Consider the following 15,837-nt stretch of genomic DNA (forward strand, 5'->3'; position numbering starts at 1 on the left):
CCTATGGCACAAATGACGATGATTCAAGCAATTACAGATGCACTTCGCACAGAATTAAAGAATGATGAAAACGTTCTTGTATTCGGGGAAGATGTAGGTGTCAACGGTGGGGTATTCCGCGCGACAGAAGGCCTACAAAAAGAATTCGGAGTTGACCGCGTTTTTGATACGCCGTTAGCAGAATCAGGTATTGGTGGCTTAGCTGTCGGTCTTTCTCTACAAGGATTCCGTCCAGTTCCTGAAATTCAATTCTTCGGCTTCGTTTACGAAGTAATGGATTCAATTAGTGGTCAATTAGCACGTATGAGCTACCGTAGTGGCGGCGTATATAACGCACCAGTAACAATTCGTTCACCATTCGGTGGTGGTGTGCATACTCCTGAGATGCACTCAGATAGCTTAGAAAGCTTAATGACTGCACAACCAGGTTTAACGGTAGTTGTACCATCAACACCTTACGATGCAAAAGGTTTACTTATTTCATCTATTCGCAACGACAACCCAGTTATTTTCTTAGAACATTTAAAACTTTACCGTTCATTCCGTGAAGAAGTACCAGAAGAAGCATACGAAATTCCACTAGGAAAAGCGGATGTAAAACGTGAAGGTAAAGATTTAACAATTGTTGCTTACGGTTTAATGGTTCATGAAAGCTTAAAGGCTGCAGAAGAACTTGAAAAAGAAGGCCATTCTGTTGAAGTAATTGATTTACGTACAATTCAACCAATTGATATCGAAACAATTATTGCATCTGTAGAAAAAACAGGTCGTGCAATCGTTGTACAGGAAGCACAAAAACAAGCAGGTATCGCGGCAAATGTAGTAGCAGAAATTACTGAGCGCGCAATTTTAAGCTTAGAAGCGCCTGTTCTGCGTGTGGCTGCACCAGATACTGTGTACCCATTCCCACAAGCTGAAGGTGTTTGGTTACCAAACTACAAAGATGTAATGGAAACAGCGAAAAAAGTTTTAACATTCTAATGAAGCTTCTAAACTTGAACATCAGTAAATAGAAAGGATGGGTACACATGGCATTTGAATTCAGATTACCGGATATTGGCGAGGGAATTCACGAAGGCGAAATCGTGAAATGGTTCGTCAAGGCTGGAGATACAGTAAAAGAAGACGATATTCTTTGTGAAGTACAAAATGATAAAGCAGTAGTAGAAATACCTTCACCAGTTGAAGGAACAGTAGAGGAAGTTTTAGTAGGAGAAGGAACAGTTGCCGTTGTAGGCGATGTTTTAATCCGATTGGATGCACCTGGCTATGAAGACTTAAAGCTAAAAGGTGATAGTCACGCTGAAGAGAAAACTGAAGCACAAGTTCAAGCAACTGCTGAATCTGGTCAGAACGTAGAGAAAGCTCCTGCTAAAGAGGAAAAAGCACCAGAGAAAGCACCTGAAAAAACTGAAACAGTTGTTGATGAAACAAAACGTGTTATTGCGATGCCTTCTGTCCGCAAATTTGCACGCGATAACGACGTAAACATCCGTGAAGTAAAAGGTTCAGGCAAAAATGGTCGTATTTTGAAAGAAGATATTACAAACTTCTTAAATGGTGAAGGTACTGTTGAGACAGAATCAGCAACTGGAGTGACAGTTGAGGAAGCGGTTCAACAAGAAACTACTTCAGCAGCACCAGTTGTTCTTGAAGGGGAATTCCCAGAAACTCGTGAGAAAATGTCTGGTATTCGAAAAGCGATTGCGAAAGCAATGGTACACTCGAAACAAACAGCTCCACATGTTACACTAATGGATGAAGTCGATGTAACAGCTCTTGTAGCGCATCGTAAAAAATTCAAAGATATCGCAGCTGAAAAAGGTGTTAAATTAACATACTTACCTTATGTGGTGAAAGCACTTATCTCAACATTACGCGAATTCCCAGAATTTAATCGCTCATTAGATGATGCAACACAAGAAATTATCCAAAAGCATTACTACAATATTGGTATTGCAGCGGATACTGAAAAAGGTTTACTTGTCCCAGTTATCAAGCATGCAGATCGCAAGTCTGTATTTGCAGTGTCAAATGAAATCAATGAGTTAGCGACTAAAGCCCGTGAAAGTAAACTTGCGCCACATGAAATGAAAGGTGCATCTATGTCTATTACGAATATTGGTTCTGCAGGAGGTCAATGGTTTACGCCAGTAATTAACCATCCTGAAGTAGCAATTCTAGGTATTGGTCGAATTTCAGAAAAACCTGTAATAAAAAATGGTGAAATTGTAGCCGCACCTGTGTTAGCATTATCATTGAGCTTTGATCATCGTATGATCGATGGAGCCACTGCGCAAAATGCTTTAAATCACTTGAAGCGTTTGTTAAGTGAGCCAGAATTATTATTAATGGAGGCGTAACAAAAATGGTAGTAGGAGATTTCCCAATCGAAACAGATACTCTTGTCATTGGTTCAGGTCCTGGAGGATATGTAGCAGCAATTCGTGCAGCTCAAACTGGCCAAAAAGTAACAATCGTTGAAAAAAATGTACTTGGTGGTGTGTGCTTAAACGTAGGTTGTATTCCATCAAAAGCATTAATTTCAGTAGGTCACCGTTTTGAGCAAGCCAAACATTCAGATGACATGGGAATCATCGCTTCTGATGTGAAATTAGACTTCTCAAAAGCACAAGCATTTAAAGACAGCGTTGTTAAAAAATTAACTGGCGGTGTTGAAGGCTTACTTAAAGGGAACAAAGTTGAAATTGTACAAGGTGAAGCTTATTTCGTTGACGCTCATTCAGTGCGTATCATCAATGGTGAATCTGCTCAAACTTACACATTTAACAATGTCATTATTGCAACAGGTTCTCGTCCAGTTGAAATTCCTACATTCAAATTCTCTGAGCGCGTACTAAATTCTACTGGTGCACTTTCTTTACAAGAAGTACCTGGTAAATTAGTAGTAATTGGTGGAGGTTACATTGGTACAGAGTTAGGATCTGCTTATGCAAACCTTGGCTCACAAGTAACAATTATTGAAGGCGGAAAAGATATTTTAGCTGGCTTCGAAAAACAAATGACTCAAATCGTGAAAAAAGGCCTTAAAAAGAAAGGCGTTGAAATCGAAGTAAACGCATCTGCAAAAGGCGTTGAAGAAACTGAAAACGGCGTAGTTGTAACTTATGAAGTTGGCGGAGAAGAGAAAAAAGTTGAAGCTGATTACGTATTAGTAACTGTAGGTCGTCGTCCAAATACTGATGAAATGGGCCTTGCTGAAATCGGTGTTGAATTCGGTGAACGCGGTCTAATCAATGTTGATAAACAATGTCGTACAAATATTTCAAATATCTATGCAATCGGTGATATTGTTGCTGGTCCTCAGCTTGCACATAAAGCTTCTTACGAAGGTAAAGTTGCTGCGGAAGCAATTGCTGGTGAAAAATCAGTTGTTGATTATCTTGCTGTACCTGCTGTATGTTTCACAGATCCAGAAATGGCGACAGTTGGTTACAACGAAGAACAAGCAAAAGCAGAAGGTATCGAATACACTGCAGCGAAATTCCCATTTGCAGCAAATGGTCGTGCTCTTGCATTAAACCAATCAGAAGGTTTCGTGAAGCTTGTTGCTCGTAAAGAAGATGGCTTATTAATCGGTGCTCAAATCGTAGGTGCTGGTGCATCTGATATGATCGCTGAAATGGGCTTAGCAATTGAAGGCGGAATGACTGCTGAAGATATCGCATTAACAATTCATGCTCACCCAACATTAGGGGAAATTACAATGGAAGCTGCTGAAGTATTACTTGGCAACCCAATTCACATTGTAGCAAAAAAATAATGTAAAACCGTTTAAACGGCTATAAAGCAAATGCTTTGTAGCCGTTTTTTGTATATTATCTATAATTTTGTTAAAGTAAATATATTGTTACGAATATTCGAAAATATTTGGGGTGATCATAATGGAACTAGGCTTAAAGGGGAAAGTAGCAATTATAACAGGATCGAGTAAAGGTATTGGCTATTATACGGCCATGCAACTCGTTAAAGAGGGTGCACAGGTTGTACTTTGTGCACGTGGAGAAAAACAGTTACAGGTGGCCGCTGGATGTATTAAAAATGAAACAGGTGTAGATGTTTTAATCGTTCCAACAGATATTACTAAGGAAAAAGATTGTAAGAATCTAATTGAGCGTACGGTCGAACATTTTGGACACGTTGATATTCTCATTAATAATGCAGGGACGGCTTCTGCAAATCCTTTTGAATCGGTAAGTAGTGAGCTTTGGCAAGCAGATTTAGATTTAAAAGTATTTGGGGCTATACATTGCTCAAAATTTGCTGCACCATATATGCGTAAGGCTGGTGGCGGTGCAATCGTTAATGTGACTGCGGTGATGGCTAAAACGCCTCCTGCAAGCTCGCTTCCTACGACTGTCAGCCGTGCTGCGGGCCTTGCCTTGACAAAGGCGATGAGCAAGGATTTAGGAAAAGATAATATCCGCGTCAATTCCGTATGTATTGGGCTTATTCGAAGTGATCAAATCGAAAAGAAATGGAAAAAGGAAGATCCTAGTTTATCGTGGGAAGACTATTCTCGTAAAGTAGGGCAAGCTATTCCACTTGGCCGTGTAGGTGATACGCAAGAAGCAGCCAACGTCATAACATTTTTAGTATCTGATGCAGCAAGTTATGTTACGGGGTCTTCATTGAATATTGATGGTGGCTCGGGTCACGCATTATAGAGATAAAATCCACTATACTTCCATTGATAGAATGTGTAGTGGATTTTATTGATTATCCTTCTTCATTAATTAGAACATTTTTACCACGCATTTTCATGAACAGCGGTATAAGTAACCAAGAAATAGCAGCTACTAAAAATAGTAATGATAATGGCTTTGCTACAAAAATAGAAAAATCGCCATTAGAAATGGTTAATGCACGGCGCATATTATTTTCAATCATCGGCCCTAGTACAAGTGCAAGTACTAAAGGTGCTACTGGATAGTCATTTTTAGCAAATAGATAACCAAGCACACCACAAGCTAATAATAAAAATAAATCAAAAGTGGCGAATTGTACTGCATACACACCAAAAATTGAAATCGCAACAATAATGGGCAATAAATATTTTTTCGGTGTTTCTATGATTTTTGCAAAAATACGAACAAGAGGCATGTTTAAGGCTAATAACATAAAGTTTCCTATAAACATACTCGCAATTAATCCCCAAGCGACTTGAGGATGCTCATCAAATAATAATGGACCTGGCTGAATATTATACATAATAAGTGCACCCATTAAAATAGCAGTTGTACCTGAACCGGGAATACCTAATGTTAGCAATGGAATCATTGCGCCTCCTGATGCAGCATTGTTCGCTGATTCAGGTCCAGCAACACCAGCAATATGGCCTTTTCCAAACTTCTCAGGTGTCTTACTGAATTTCTTTTCGGTAATATAAGAAAAGAATGAGGCAAGTGTTGCGCCTGCACCAGGTAAAACGCCAATGAAAAATCCTAGTAGTGAACCGCGAGCAATAGGGATAGCGCTTTCTTTTAAATCCTGCTTTGTTGGTAATACACGATTAATTTTTGCTAATTGACCATCTTCTTCATCTCTTTCAAGAATCGTTTTAAATACTTCCCCTAACGCGAATAAACCAACGGCAATTGTTAAAAATTCAATACCTGAGAACAGCATAGGTTGACCAAATGTAAAGCGTTCGATTCCGGATACAGCATCAATACCAACTGTACCGAGCATCAGCCCTAAGGCAGTCATAATTAAAGCTTTTGTAATAGAGCGGCCTGCAAGTCCACTTACTGCAGCAAGCCCTAGTAACATTAATGAAAAGTATTCTGCTGGTCCAAATTTAAGTGCTAATTTTGATAATGGATTCGCTAATAGTATTAGACCAAGTAATGCTATAACACCAGCACAAAATGAACCAATGGCTGCAATAGAAAGAGCACTTCCAGCACGTCCTTGCTTAGCCATTTGGTAGCCATCCAATGTTGTAACAACTGATGAGGATTCACCAGGTGTATTTAATAGAATCGAAGTTGTTGAACCACCATACATGGCTCCATAATAAACGCCTGCAAGTAAGATAATTGAGCTTGTAGCGGCGGCTTCCGTAGGTAATCCCGCTGTAATGGTTGCTGTTACTGGGATTAATAAAGCAACGCCGCTCATCGGACCTATGCCAGGAAGGACACCAACTGCTGTTCCAATTATGACACCAACAAGAGCGAATAAAAGATTTTGCCATTGAAGGGCAATAGCAAATCCATCAGCTAAAAATTGCAATGTCGACATATGTTCACTCCTTTACATTAAAAAGTTGGGAAACTAGGCAATGAACCACCTAGTAAACTTGTAAATAAATAATAGACACCAAATGAAAATCCAGCGGCAATAATAATTGAATAAATAAGCTTAGCTCGTTCCATCGTTTGGAAGCTAATACATAAAAATAAAAATGTTGTGATCACATAGCCTATTTTTTCTAGGAAGAATACATAGGCAATCGCACTACCAAAAATGAGTAAAAATTTCTTGAGCTCAGTAGATGAGGTTTTAGAAGGTGCAGTTGGTCCTCCTGTAATTCTCTCCCTTACAGCATTTTTCCATGATTCATAAAATAGTTGAAGACTTAATAAACCTAAAATAATACCTAAACCTAGTGGAAATATTTTAGGACCGACTGTAGATCCATAAGCACTATCAGAAATTTGCGTTGCTTGAAAGATAAATAAAATGCTAACAGCTAAGAGGATAATGCTAAATGTTTTATCAAATGTGTAATTCAATCGTTATACACCTCCGTTGATAATAATTTAAGGTTGCACAAGTAAATCTTATTGGATGGAAATACTTGTGCTCTTTTTCGACACAGGCTATTCTTTACTTTTGCATACCAAGAGCTGTCAATAGTTCTACGATGATTTTATTCTGATTGTCTAGGTAAGTTGTAAAATCCTCAGCATTGCGGTATTCAGCTTGCCAGCCATTACGTGACACCTCAGCTTGCCATTCTTCTGATTCAGCCATTGTTTGTAATTTTTCAGACCAGTAGGTAACCGCATCTTCACTCATATTTTTCGGACCAAAAATACCACGCCAAATAGTAAATTCTTCATCAATACCAGCCTCTTTAAATGTAGGAACTTCTGCTAGCTCACCTTCTAATCGTTCAGAGGAACTTACGGCTAATACACGTACATCTCCTGATTTAACATAAGTAGCAATAGTCGAAGCATCTGTTGCAATGACATCAGCGTTGCCGCCTAGTAACGCGGTTACAGCTTCACCACCACCATCGTAAGAAACGTATTTAATTGTTTTTAAGTCTATGCCAGTTTTATAGGCAGGAATAATTCCTACTAGATGATCCATAGAGCCCGGTGCAGAGCCACCTGCTAAAGTAACATCTTTTGGCGAATCTTTTATAGCATTTAATACATCTTCAAGCGTTTGGAATGGCGAATCCTTCTTAACAACAATTGCACCATAGTCACGCGTTAATTGTGCTAAAGGTGTAGTGTCCTTGTAGCCAAATTTGCTATTTCCTTCAGCTTTTTCATGATTAATAAGAATTGGCGGTGATTTAACCATTAACATATAATCATTGCTTGCTTCCTTTGTAGCAAATGTTGCCATGAAGGCAGCACCACCGCCACCTGGCTTGTTTTCAACTTGAATTGATTTATTAATTAAACCTGTATCATTCATTGTTTTTGCTACTGCACGAGCTGTTAAATCCCAACCACCCCCAGCCCCTGATGGAGCAACAATGGTAATATTACTTTTCGGATAATTATTTGCTTTTTTTCCTTCTGCTGTTTCTCCATTTGATGATGAACAACCAACTAAACTAGTAAATAGTAAGCCAGCTATCATAACTTTTGAAATCTTCCTCCACATAAAAATCCCCCTTAAAAATAAAATGATAGCGCTATCATTCGAGCGCTATCATAACTATAACTTATATCAGAATTGTTAAAATATTATGGTGATATTGTGGATTAACGTCATTTTGTTCATAAAGTTTATGAGAAAATAAAGTATCGCCGTTCAGGACGACCAACTGTGCCATAAGTTAGTTCGATATAGGCCTGCTTTTGTGTGACTAAAAATTCTAAATAGCGGCGAGCGGTGGAACGACTAACACCAATATTTTTTCCTAACAGTTCAGCTGTACTACCTCCTTTCATTGTACTTAAATAGTTGATGACATGATTCATCGTTGTTAAATCAATGCCTTTTGGTAATAGTAGCTGTGGATCTTCAGGGATGGATGAAGCAGCTTTTGGCCAAAGGTATTGGATTTTTTCTTGTGTAAATTTCTCATTATTTTGGAGTAGTAGATGCTTGAAACGGAATTTTTCTATACTTTCTTTTAGTTGATCAAATGTAAATGGCTTTAAAATGTAGTCTGTAATATTTTTTCGATACGCTTTTTGGACAATGTGAGCCTCTGTGGCTGCGGTAATCAAAATAATGTTACTGGTTGGGCTAAGTGTATTGATTTTATCAATTAAATCCACGCCCAGTATATCTGGTAAAAATACATCGAGTAATATTAGCTGTGGTGAAAATGATTGAAGCCAATCTAAAGCTTCTTCTCCAGTGTTTGCACACGCAATTACTGTAAATCCTTCAATTTTCTCTAAAAAACGACGATGTACGTCCGCTACACGTACATCGTCTTCAATTATTAGTACTTCAATATTAGTCATTGTTAATAATCCCCCTTTTACTAATAGATACGATAAATAGGGCACCTCCTAAATCGCCTTCCCCAAGAGCGAGTGTGCCATTTAAATCTTGGATGCTGGAAATTACTTTTCTTAACCCATAGCCTCGATGCTTCCTATCTTTGGTTGAAATATTTTCTGAAAATAATACATCTAATTTTTCTTGTGCTATGCCATTGCCAGAATCCTCGACCTCAAAAATGATTTCTTCTCCATTATCAAATATAAAAAGCCTTACAATAGGCCGTAGCTCTTTATTTCTTTCGACCTCTTCAAAAGCATTGGTTAGTAAATTACCCATAATAGAAATAATAAGACCTTTTTCGATATTTTCAGGAAAGATATCTAAATAACTATCTTCATCAAATATTAGCTGAATCTTTAATTCACGCGCACGATTAAAAAATCCGATAATTAAACCATTTAAGAATGGGTCTTTTACACGGTTTGTAATAAATTGGGTTAAAGAGGAATGTCCTTGTACCTCTTTATGAATAATTGTTAAAGCCTCATCGGATGCATTTAATTGAATAAGGCCAGAAATTGTATAAAGAATATTATTAAATTCATGTGTTTGTGCACGTAAAGCTTCTGTATATTGTTTTACTTGTGTTAATTCTATCGCCATCTGCTCAATTTCTGATTGTAGACGGAAACTTGCTACAGCACCAACAATTTTACCTTTTACCTTCATAGGAACACGGTTTACAATAATTTCATCACCGTTAACAATCATCAATTTATCAAGCTGTTTCTCACCATTCATTAATACATTAAGTAGATGTGTATTTGGAATATGTTGCTTAATATTATCACCAATAATAGAAGCAGAATCTGGTAAATTTAAGATATTGGCGGCCGCGTTGTTTAGCGTTGTAATTTCGCCTTTATCGTTGACCGTAATAATAGCTTCACGCACTGATTCTATTAAAGTATTTTTTTCTGTTAATAGATTGGCAATTTCATTGGGCTCCAAATTGAAAATTTGCTTTTTAATATTCCGGGATAAAATAATAGAGCCGATAATTCCGATGGTGAGCGCAATAATGATCGTATAAAAAATATTATCCAAGTATAAAAAATATAAGTTATCTAATTCACTCGTTAAATAGCCAATGGACACAACGCCTAAGATGGAACCATTCGTATCAAAGATAGGCGCTTTCCCACGAATAGATTGCCCCATTGAACCATCGGCAATAGAAATATAAGATTCACCGTTGATCAATGCTTTGTCATTATCATCACCAACCATGGATTTGCCAATACGGTCGGCGAGAGGGTGGGTGTAGCGAATGCCATTTTTATCACCGATTACAACATACGTAGCTTTTGCAGCATCCATAATATCATCGCTAATTTTTTGCAGACTTTCTGATGGGTTGTCAGTGTGAAAGGCTTCTATAACGTCGCCTCTACTTGCAGTTGTTTCCGCCAAGTAAAGTGCTCGGTTACCAATTTGTGTTTGCAATGCATCAGAAATCGTTACGTAAAAGAGTAAACCAGCCAAAGTGACAATAAGAAAAATTAAAAAGCTACTGTAATAAGCAAAACGAGTTTGGAGTTTCAATGTTTTAAGGATAATAGAAGATCCCACCTTATTGTGCATTATAAAAATTATTGTATTGTTTGAAAAATGAGTATCTTTTGTAATTTTTGATTATATATAAAATTTCCGAAATTTGCTAGCGAGTGATGAAATTTAAATAGATAGTGGATATTCGAAATAGGCAAAGACCGCTATTTGAATAGTCCGAGTGACAAATTACCCTAAATATCGATGAAAAAACTATATATGTATAAATGTGATTTTTGAGAAAATGGAACTTAGTTCTTTCTGATAATGATTATTATTTTTCTAAAATTACAATAGACAGAAAATTCATACAGATGTAGAATGAACGATATAGGGGGTGAAAAGTAGCGAAATGTTCAACGAAAATTCTACTGCGCTGTTGTTGCGAGTTGTTCGGATCATTGTTCAAATTGGCATACTGACCATTTTTTATTATATGGGGGTAGGAATTGTTACTTATTTACACATACCGCTTCCAGGGAGTGTCATTGGATTACTGTTATTAGTACTTTCACTCATTTTTAAAATCATTAAGGTTGAATATATTCAAGATGGTGCAAGTTTTTTAATTGGCGTTTTAACGTTGTTTTTCATACCAGCAACGGTGGGCGTTATTGATTACCCAGAACTCTTGTCGATCACTGGCTTGCTTATAATTCTAGCCGTTATTGCTAGTACATTAATCTCTATTTATGTCACAGGTTTACTGACGCAAATAATTGAGAAGAAAGAATTAAAGAAAAAAGAAGAAACGCAGTCTATTGTTGAAGAAGGAAAGGGTGAGTTAACGGTTGATTGAAGCAATTGTTGTCCTGAGCACCATCATTATGTTCATATTATTTACGAAGCTTTATCAGCGATTTCCACATCCTATTATGATTCCTTTAGTCACGACTACTGTTGTTAGTGCAGTGATTTTACTAGTATTTAATATTCCATATTCTACATATATGGTGGGTGGAGAATGGCTTCAGAAAATGCTTGGGCCAGCTGTAGTCGCACTTGCCTATCCTCTTTATAATCAACGAGCTATTATTATCAAATATAAGTATTCTATTTTATCAGGACTCTTCATCGGCATGGTGACAGGATTAGTGACCATTTTCGTGCTGTTAAAATGGATTGGTGTAAAATCTAGCTGGATGCTGACAGCCTTGCCGAAATCCTTAACAACGCCAGTTGGGATGCAGGTCAGCGAAACGATTGGAGGTATTCCGCCACTAACAGCTGTTTTTGTCATGATAGCAGGGTTTGTAGGGGCTATTATAGGCCCATTAGTTATTAAATATGGCAAAATCGACTCGGCCGTTAGTAGAGGAGTGTCAGTGGGGAGTGCCTCTCATGGTGTAGGACTTGTGAAATTAAGAGAATATGGAGAACAGGAATTATCAGTTGGTTCATTATCGATGGGCCTAACAGCTATTATTGGGGCATTTTTCTGTCCATTATTTGTGTATTTATTTTTATGAAAAATTTTCACTTTAGGAGTTGTCTCAAATGCTTTGAGACAACTCATTTATTTTTTCTCAATAATGAATTGAATGGTATGGGCTAGTCCATTGTGTAACGTTCCTTCATAGCGTATTTGTTCACCTGTAAAAAAACGGATAATTTTATGAGGCTGACACCACTGCAGGACATCTTTTGGGTCATATAAAAAATCAAGCTGCTGTGGACCACCGGACGCGTAGGGGAGCTGATAAATGGAATATAACTCCATCATAATCCGTCCGCCTTGCTTCACTGAATCGATAATCTTTTGGATGACGGCCTGCTGTTGTTGCAATGGAAAATGACCAAAAATCATAATAGCCGCATCATAATTATCCACAGGAAGCTCATCTAGTAGTAAATCGGTTAGCCTAGTTTGAACTGACACATGATGTTTCTGTGCTAATTGTTCCGTTTTCACAAGACCACTTTGTGCATAATCATAGGCAGTGACAGTATGGCCCTTTGAGGCTAAAAAAACAGCATTGCGTCCTTCCCCCTCTGCATAGGCTGCGATATTAGGGCATTCTTTCAAAGAAGATACATAATCTTTAATAAAGGCATTTGGTTGTTCACCATAAACATATTCAGATCCTAGAAAACGTTGATTCCATGTATTCATAAGTCCATTCCTCCTTTTCTCTATTGTAGATAATGTGTTTTTGTTATTCTAACTTTTAGCTTATAAAAGCAAATAATAAATTCTCGTTTCATATTTAATTGCGATCTATTATGTTATTAATAATAATAATTGGGAGGTAAATAGTATGGATGATTTAGAAAACCGTTTAAAGAAATTAAGGGAACAGCATCACTTTACTCAGGACGAAGTGGCAGAGTATTTACATATTTCACGGCAGGCTGTGTCAAAATGGGAATTAGGAAAAGGTTATCCTGATATAGATAATTTCATTAAGTTAGGTGAACTGTATCAAATTTCCTTAGATGAACTTATTACAGGGAAAGAGAAATTTTCTAAAGTAGCTACGGTTTCCGTTCCATCTAATCATAAAACAGTTGGAGATTTTTTATGGCATTATTGGTGGTTAGCTTTTCCGATTTTAGCGATACTAACCTCTGCTTTTTATAAATAATGAATAAGCTAGCTCTTCGAGGAGAGCTAGCTTTTAAGATTAAATAATAGGTTTTCGTTCTTTTATAACACGAATCGTTTTTAATGTTGTATCCTCTGGTCCTTGAACTGGTAAACCCGCCTCAATATTCATTTGAATATAATGAATATTTTCTTGAGTAATTATTTCCCCGGGAATAAAAATTGGAATTCCAGGAGGATATACCATAATAAATTCTGCACAAATGCAGTTATCTGCTTCAGCAAGTGGAACTACCTCAGTATCAGCATAAAATGCATCACGGGGTGACATAGCTAGCGCTGGAATATCTGGGACATTCACGACAGCTTCTGTGATAGCCGCTTCCGAATCAAATGCTTTTGACATACGAGTTAATGCATTTACTAAAAGATTAATTTCTTTTTTCGTATCTCCTAATGTCACTAAACATAAAATATTATAAAGGTCAGACAATTCCACTTCGATATTGGCATTATAACGTAACCATTCCTCAGCTCTATGCCCAGAAATACCCAAATCCTTAACGCTAATAAGAAGTTTTAAAGGGTCCATATCATAAGTAGCAGATGAATGTAGTTTTTCCTTGCCTGCACATTTTAAATGTGGGATTTGGTTAATTCGTTTACGTGCATCCTTTGCTAAACGTAGTGCATCGTCAATTAAATCATATCCGTGAATCGCTAATTGACGTCGAGCTGTGTCAAGGGAAGCGAGCAATGGATAAGATGTGGATGTCGTTGTTAGCATAGAAAAAACAGCTTGTACACGTTTTGCCGAAACAAGTCCTTCTCGAACATTTAAAATGGACGTTTGTGTCATAGAACCACCAAGCTTATGAACACTTGTAGCAGCCATGTCGGCACCTGCCTCCATTGCTGAATAGGGAAGATCATCATGGAATTTAATGTGTACACCATGTGCTTCATCTACTACTACAGGAATATCACGGCTATGAGTGATTTCGACAATGCGTTTTAAATCTGCTGTGAAGCCATAATAAGTTGGATTAATAACTAGCACAGCTTTTGTATCAGGATAAGCATTTAAAGCTTTTTCGACAGCCTCAGGGGATATGCCATGAGAAATCCCGTATTCACTATCGACTTCAGGATGAATAAAAATTGGAATTGCACCAGCGAAAACTATCGCCGACATAATAGATTTATGGACATTCCGCGGCACTAGAATCTTATCACCTGGACCAACGACGGTCAGAATCATCGTCATGATGGCGCCACTAGTACCTTGAACGGAAAAGAATGTATGATCAGCACCAAAAGCTTCTGCTGCAAGATTTTGCGCTTCTTTAATAGCACCCTTTGGTGAATGTAAATCGTCTAGTGGAGCAATATTAATTAAATCAATTGATAAAACGTTGTCGCCGACGAATTCTCGGAAAGCAGGGTCCATCCCTTGCCCTTTCTTATGGCCTGGAATATGGAACTGAATAGGATGTCTGTTCCGATGTTTAAGTAATACGTCGAACAATGGAGTCTCTAGTTGTGACAACGCAGGTACCACCTCACTTTAAATTATCTAAGAAAACAAATGAATTATAGCACCTAACGCCACGAAAAAATAGACTTTTCATAAAAAATAAAAGGATTTTTTAAGGATATCGAGAAATTAATACCGAATGAAAGGGGAGGTATTATGAGTTGGAATACACGGGTGACAGAGCTTTTACAAGTGAAATACCCAATTATTCAAGGTGGTTTAGCGTATTTAGCCTATGCTGATTTAGCGGCGGCTGTGTCGAATGCTGGAGGGTTAGGTCAAATCACAGCTATGAGTTTACGAAACCCTGACTTATTGCGAGCAGAGATTCATAAAGTACGAACATTAACAGATAAGCCTTTTGGCGTAAACTTTGCTATTGGTATGCATGGTACAGGATTTGAGGAAATGGTTCGCGTTGCAGTGGAAGAAGAAGTACCTGTTGTAACGATGACTGGAGGTAACCCTGCACCCATTTTTGATTTATTAGCAGGCACAGATATTAAAAAATTGGTACTTGTAGCTGCACGTAGACAAGCGCAAAAAGCTGAACAGCTTGGTGCGGATGCTGTAATGGTTGTTGGGCAAGAGGGTGGCGGACATCTTGGAAGAGATGATGTAGGTACGATGGTGCTCGTCCCACAGGTTGTTGATAGTGTAAAAATCCCAGTGATTGCTTCAGGGGGAATTGGCGATGGCCGAGGCTGGATGGCTGCCCATGCACTCGGAGCTGAAGGCATTGAAATGGGTACTCGTTTTATTGCAACAAAGGAATGTGTGGATGCTTCTGCTGCTTATAAAGAGGCACTACTAGCAAGCACCGAGGCTGATACGACGATCATAAAACGTTCTATCGGTGCACCTGCTCGTGCTTTACGTAATGAGTTTACGGCAAAAATTTTAGAGATTGAGGAAAAAGAGCCAACCTATGAAGCGTTAAAGGAATATATAAGTGGATCAGCGAATAAACGTTTTATTTATGATGGTGAACAAGAACACGGCTTTGGTTGGGCTGGACAAGTGACAGGGATGATTCATGATGTTCCAACCGTTGAGGAATTAATCAATCGAATGGTTGCAGAAGCGGAAAGTATCCGGGTAAAATGGGGGCAATAATGTAAAGGTGGTTTTGTCGAATGGAATATTCTTATCCGTTTTCAACAGATTGGTCTACAGAGGAAATTGTGGATGTTGTTCAATTCTTTGAAGGGATTGAACAAGCTCATGAAAAGGGCATCAAGCGTGAGGTCATGATGGCTAAATATCGTCGCTTTAAGGAAATTGTTCCTTCACAAGCGGAGGAAAAAACAATATTTCGTGAATTTGAAGAAGCGAGTGGCTATATTAGCTATCCTGTTGTTAAACAAACAAAAGAAGCCGCAGATGGTACAATGATAAAAATAGTCCCTAAAAAAAGTCGATAAAAAAAGTGGATGTGAGAACAACTCACATCCGCTTTTTATTTTTTTGT

At 37.9% G+C, this 15,837-nt stretch carries 16 protein-coding genes; 9 read left to right on the top strand and 7 right to left on the bottom strand.

Annotation, left to right across the window (positions count from 1 at the left end):
* Positions 1-3 precede the first annotated feature (3 nt).
* From B3D94_RS00585 to B3D94_RS00600, 4 genes are all read left to right on the top strand, one after another.
* Positions 4-981, top strand: a complete 978-nt coding sequence (locus B3D94_RS00585) for an alpha-ketoacid dehydrogenase subunit beta (RefSeq protein ID WP_012293094.1) — start codon at positions 4-6, stop codon at positions 979-981.
* 47 nt (positions 982-1,028) lie between these two features.
* Complete coding sequence (locus tag B3D94_RS00590) at positions 1,029-2,363, top strand: dihydrolipoamide acetyltransferase family protein (protein WP_069480235.1); 1,335 nt, start codon at positions 1,029-1,031, stop codon at positions 2,361-2,363.
* A gap of 5 nt (positions 2,364-2,368) precedes the next feature.
* A complete protein-coding gene (gene lpdA, locus B3D94_RS00595; protein WP_008174014.1) occupies positions 2,369-3,784 on the top strand; it encodes a dihydrolipoyl dehydrogenase in 1,416 nt (471 codons plus the stop codon).
* A 121-nt stretch (positions 3,785-3,905) separates the two neighbouring features.
* On the top strand, positions 3,906-4,688 hold the full coding sequence (locus B3D94_RS00600; RefSeq protein ID WP_069480236.1) for an SDR family NAD(P)-dependent oxidoreductase: 783 nt from the start codon (positions 3,906-3,908) through the stop codon (positions 4,686-4,688).
* A 52-nt stretch (positions 4,689-4,740) separates the two neighbouring features.
* On the opposite strand, the gene B3D94_RS00605 is transcribed toward B3D94_RS00600, so the two are convergent.
* From B3D94_RS00605 to B3D94_RS00625, 5 genes are all read right to left on the bottom strand, one after another.
* On the bottom strand, positions 4,741-6,267 hold the full coding sequence (locus B3D94_RS00605) for a tripartite tricarboxylate transporter permease (RefSeq protein ID WP_258267893.1): 1,527 nt from the start codon (positions 6,265-6,267) through the stop codon (positions 4,741-4,743).
* 17 nt (positions 6,268-6,284) lie between these two features.
* Positions 6,285-6,761 (bottom strand): tripartite tricarboxylate transporter TctB family protein, encoded by a 477-nt coding sequence (locus B3D94_RS00610; protein ID WP_069480238.1) that lies wholly within the window; start codon positions 6,759-6,761, stop codon positions 6,285-6,287.
* Positions 6,762-6,855: 94 nt separating this feature from the next.
* On the bottom strand, positions 6,856-7,875 hold the full coding sequence (locus tag B3D94_RS00615; protein ID WP_291753450.1) for a tripartite tricarboxylate transporter substrate binding protein: 1,020 nt from the start codon (positions 7,873-7,875) through the stop codon (positions 6,856-6,858).
* A gap of 125 nt (positions 7,876-8,000) precedes the next feature.
* Complete coding sequence (locus B3D94_RS00620) at positions 8,001-8,690, bottom strand: response regulator (protein WP_291753453.1); 690 nt, start codon at positions 8,688-8,690, stop codon at positions 8,001-8,003.
* Positions 8,683-10,317: an ATP-binding protein gene (locus B3D94_RS00625; protein WP_291753455.1), complete on the bottom strand. Its 1,635-nt coding sequence runs from the start codon at positions 10,315-10,317 to the stop codon at positions 8,683-8,685. The genes B3D94_RS00620 and B3D94_RS00625 overlap by 8 nt, the downstream gene beginning before the upstream one ends.
* A 319-nt stretch (positions 10,318-10,636) precedes the next feature.
* Here B3D94_RS00625 and B3D94_RS00630 point away from each other — a divergent pair, with 319 nt between their 5' ends.
* Entirely contained in the window at positions 10,637-11,083 is a 447-nt protein-coding gene (locus B3D94_RS00630; RefSeq protein ID WP_083244607.1) for a CidA/LrgA family protein, read from the top strand.
* Positions 11,076-11,753, top strand: a complete 678-nt coding sequence (locus B3D94_RS00635; protein WP_193831099.1) for an LrgB family protein — start codon at positions 11,076-11,078, stop codon at positions 11,751-11,753. The genes B3D94_RS00630 and B3D94_RS00635 overlap by 8 nt, the downstream gene beginning before the upstream one ends.
* Before the next feature lie 47 nt (positions 11,754-11,800).
* On the opposite strand, the gene B3D94_RS00640 is transcribed toward B3D94_RS00635, so the two are convergent.
* Positions 11,801-12,397, bottom strand: a complete 597-nt coding sequence (locus tag B3D94_RS00640) for a class I SAM-dependent methyltransferase (RefSeq protein WP_291753461.1) — start codon at positions 12,395-12,397, stop codon at positions 11,801-11,803.
* A gap of 145 nt (positions 12,398-12,542) precedes the next feature.
* Between B3D94_RS00640 and B3D94_RS00645 the strand changes: the two genes are divergently transcribed.
* The gene (locus B3D94_RS00645) at positions 12,543-12,869 is read left to right on the top strand and encodes a helix-turn-helix transcriptional regulator (RefSeq protein WP_291753464.1); all 327 of its coding nucleotides are present in this window, start codon (positions 12,543-12,545) and stop codon (positions 12,867-12,869) included.
* Between the two features lie 39 nt (positions 12,870-12,908).
* Here B3D94_RS00645 and B3D94_RS00650 read toward each other — a convergent pair whose 3' ends face one another.
* A complete protein-coding gene (locus B3D94_RS00650) occupies positions 12,909-14,378 on the bottom strand; it encodes an aminotransferase class I/II-fold pyridoxal phosphate-dependent enzyme (protein WP_069480242.1) in 1,470 nt (489 codons plus the stop codon).
* Between the two features lie 144 nt (positions 14,379-14,522).
* On the opposite strand from B3D94_RS00650, the gene B3D94_RS00655 reads away from it, so the two are divergent.
* Together B3D94_RS00655 and B3D94_RS00660 are read left to right on the top strand one after the other, a co-directional pair.
* Positions 14,523-15,482 (top strand): NAD(P)H-dependent flavin oxidoreductase, encoded by a 960-nt coding sequence (locus tag B3D94_RS00655; protein WP_291753467.1) that lies wholly within the window; start codon positions 14,523-14,525, stop codon positions 15,480-15,482.
* A gap of 20 nt (positions 15,483-15,502) precedes the next feature.
* The gene (locus tag B3D94_RS00660; protein ID WP_025113798.1) at positions 15,503-15,790 is read left to right on the top strand and encodes a UPF0223 family protein; all 288 of its coding nucleotides are present in this window, start codon (positions 15,503-15,505) and stop codon (positions 15,788-15,790) included.
* Positions 15,791-15,837: the final 47 nt, after the last annotated feature.

This window comes from Lysinibacillus sp. UBA5990 (assembly GCF_002429815.1).
Classification (GTDB): Bacteria; Bacillota; Bacilli; order Bacillales_A; family Planococcaceae; genus Lysinibacillus; species Lysinibacillus fusiformis.

Bases quoted from the DNA above. Each gene is read 5' to 3' on its own strand.
- lpdA (WP_008174014.1), top strand. From the start codon at position 2,369: ATGGTAGTAGGAGATTTCCCAATCGAAACAGATACTCTTGTCATTGGT.
- B3D94_RS00660 (WP_025113798.1), top strand. From the start codon at position 15,503: ATGGAATATTCTTATCCGTTTTCAACAGATTGGTCTACAGAGGAAATT.
- B3D94_RS00640 (WP_291753461.1), bottom strand. From the start codon at position 12,397: ATGAATACATGGAATCAACGTTTTCTAGGATCTGAATATGTTTATGGT.
- B3D94_RS00605 (WP_258267893.1), bottom strand. From the start codon at position 6,267: ATGTCGACATTGCAATTTTTAGCTGATGGATTTGCTATTGCCCTTCAA.
- B3D94_RS00630 (WP_083244607.1), top strand. From the start codon at position 10,637: ATGTTCAACGAAAATTCTACTGCGCTGTTGTTGCGAGTTGTTCGGATC.
- B3D94_RS00590 (WP_069480235.1), top strand. From the start codon at position 1,029: ATGGCATTTGAATTCAGATTACCGGATATTGGCGAGGGAATTCACGAA.
- B3D94_RS00585 (WP_012293094.1), top strand. From the start codon at position 4: ATGGCACAAATGACGATGATTCAAGCAATTACAGATGCACTTCGCACA.
- B3D94_RS00615 (WP_291753450.1), bottom strand. From the start codon at position 7,875: ATGTGGAGGAAGATTTCAAAAGTTATGATAGCTGGCTTACTATTTACT.
- B3D94_RS00655 (WP_291753467.1), top strand. From the start codon at position 14,523: ATGAGTTGGAATACACGGGTGACAGAGCTTTTACAAGTGAAATACCCA.
- B3D94_RS00645 (WP_291753464.1), top strand. From the start codon at position 12,543: ATGGATGATTTAGAAAACCGTTTAAAGAAATTAAGGGAACAGCATCAC.
- B3D94_RS00625 (WP_291753455.1), bottom strand. From the start codon at position 10,317: ATGCACAATAAGGTGGGATCTTCTATTATCCTTAAAACATTGAAACTC.
- B3D94_RS00600 (WP_069480236.1), top strand. From the start codon at position 3,906: ATGGAACTAGGCTTAAAGGGGAAAGTAGCAATTATAACAGGATCGAGT.
- B3D94_RS00620 (WP_291753453.1), bottom strand. From the start codon at position 8,690: ATGACTAATATTGAAGTACTAATAATTGAAGACGATGTACGTGTAGCG.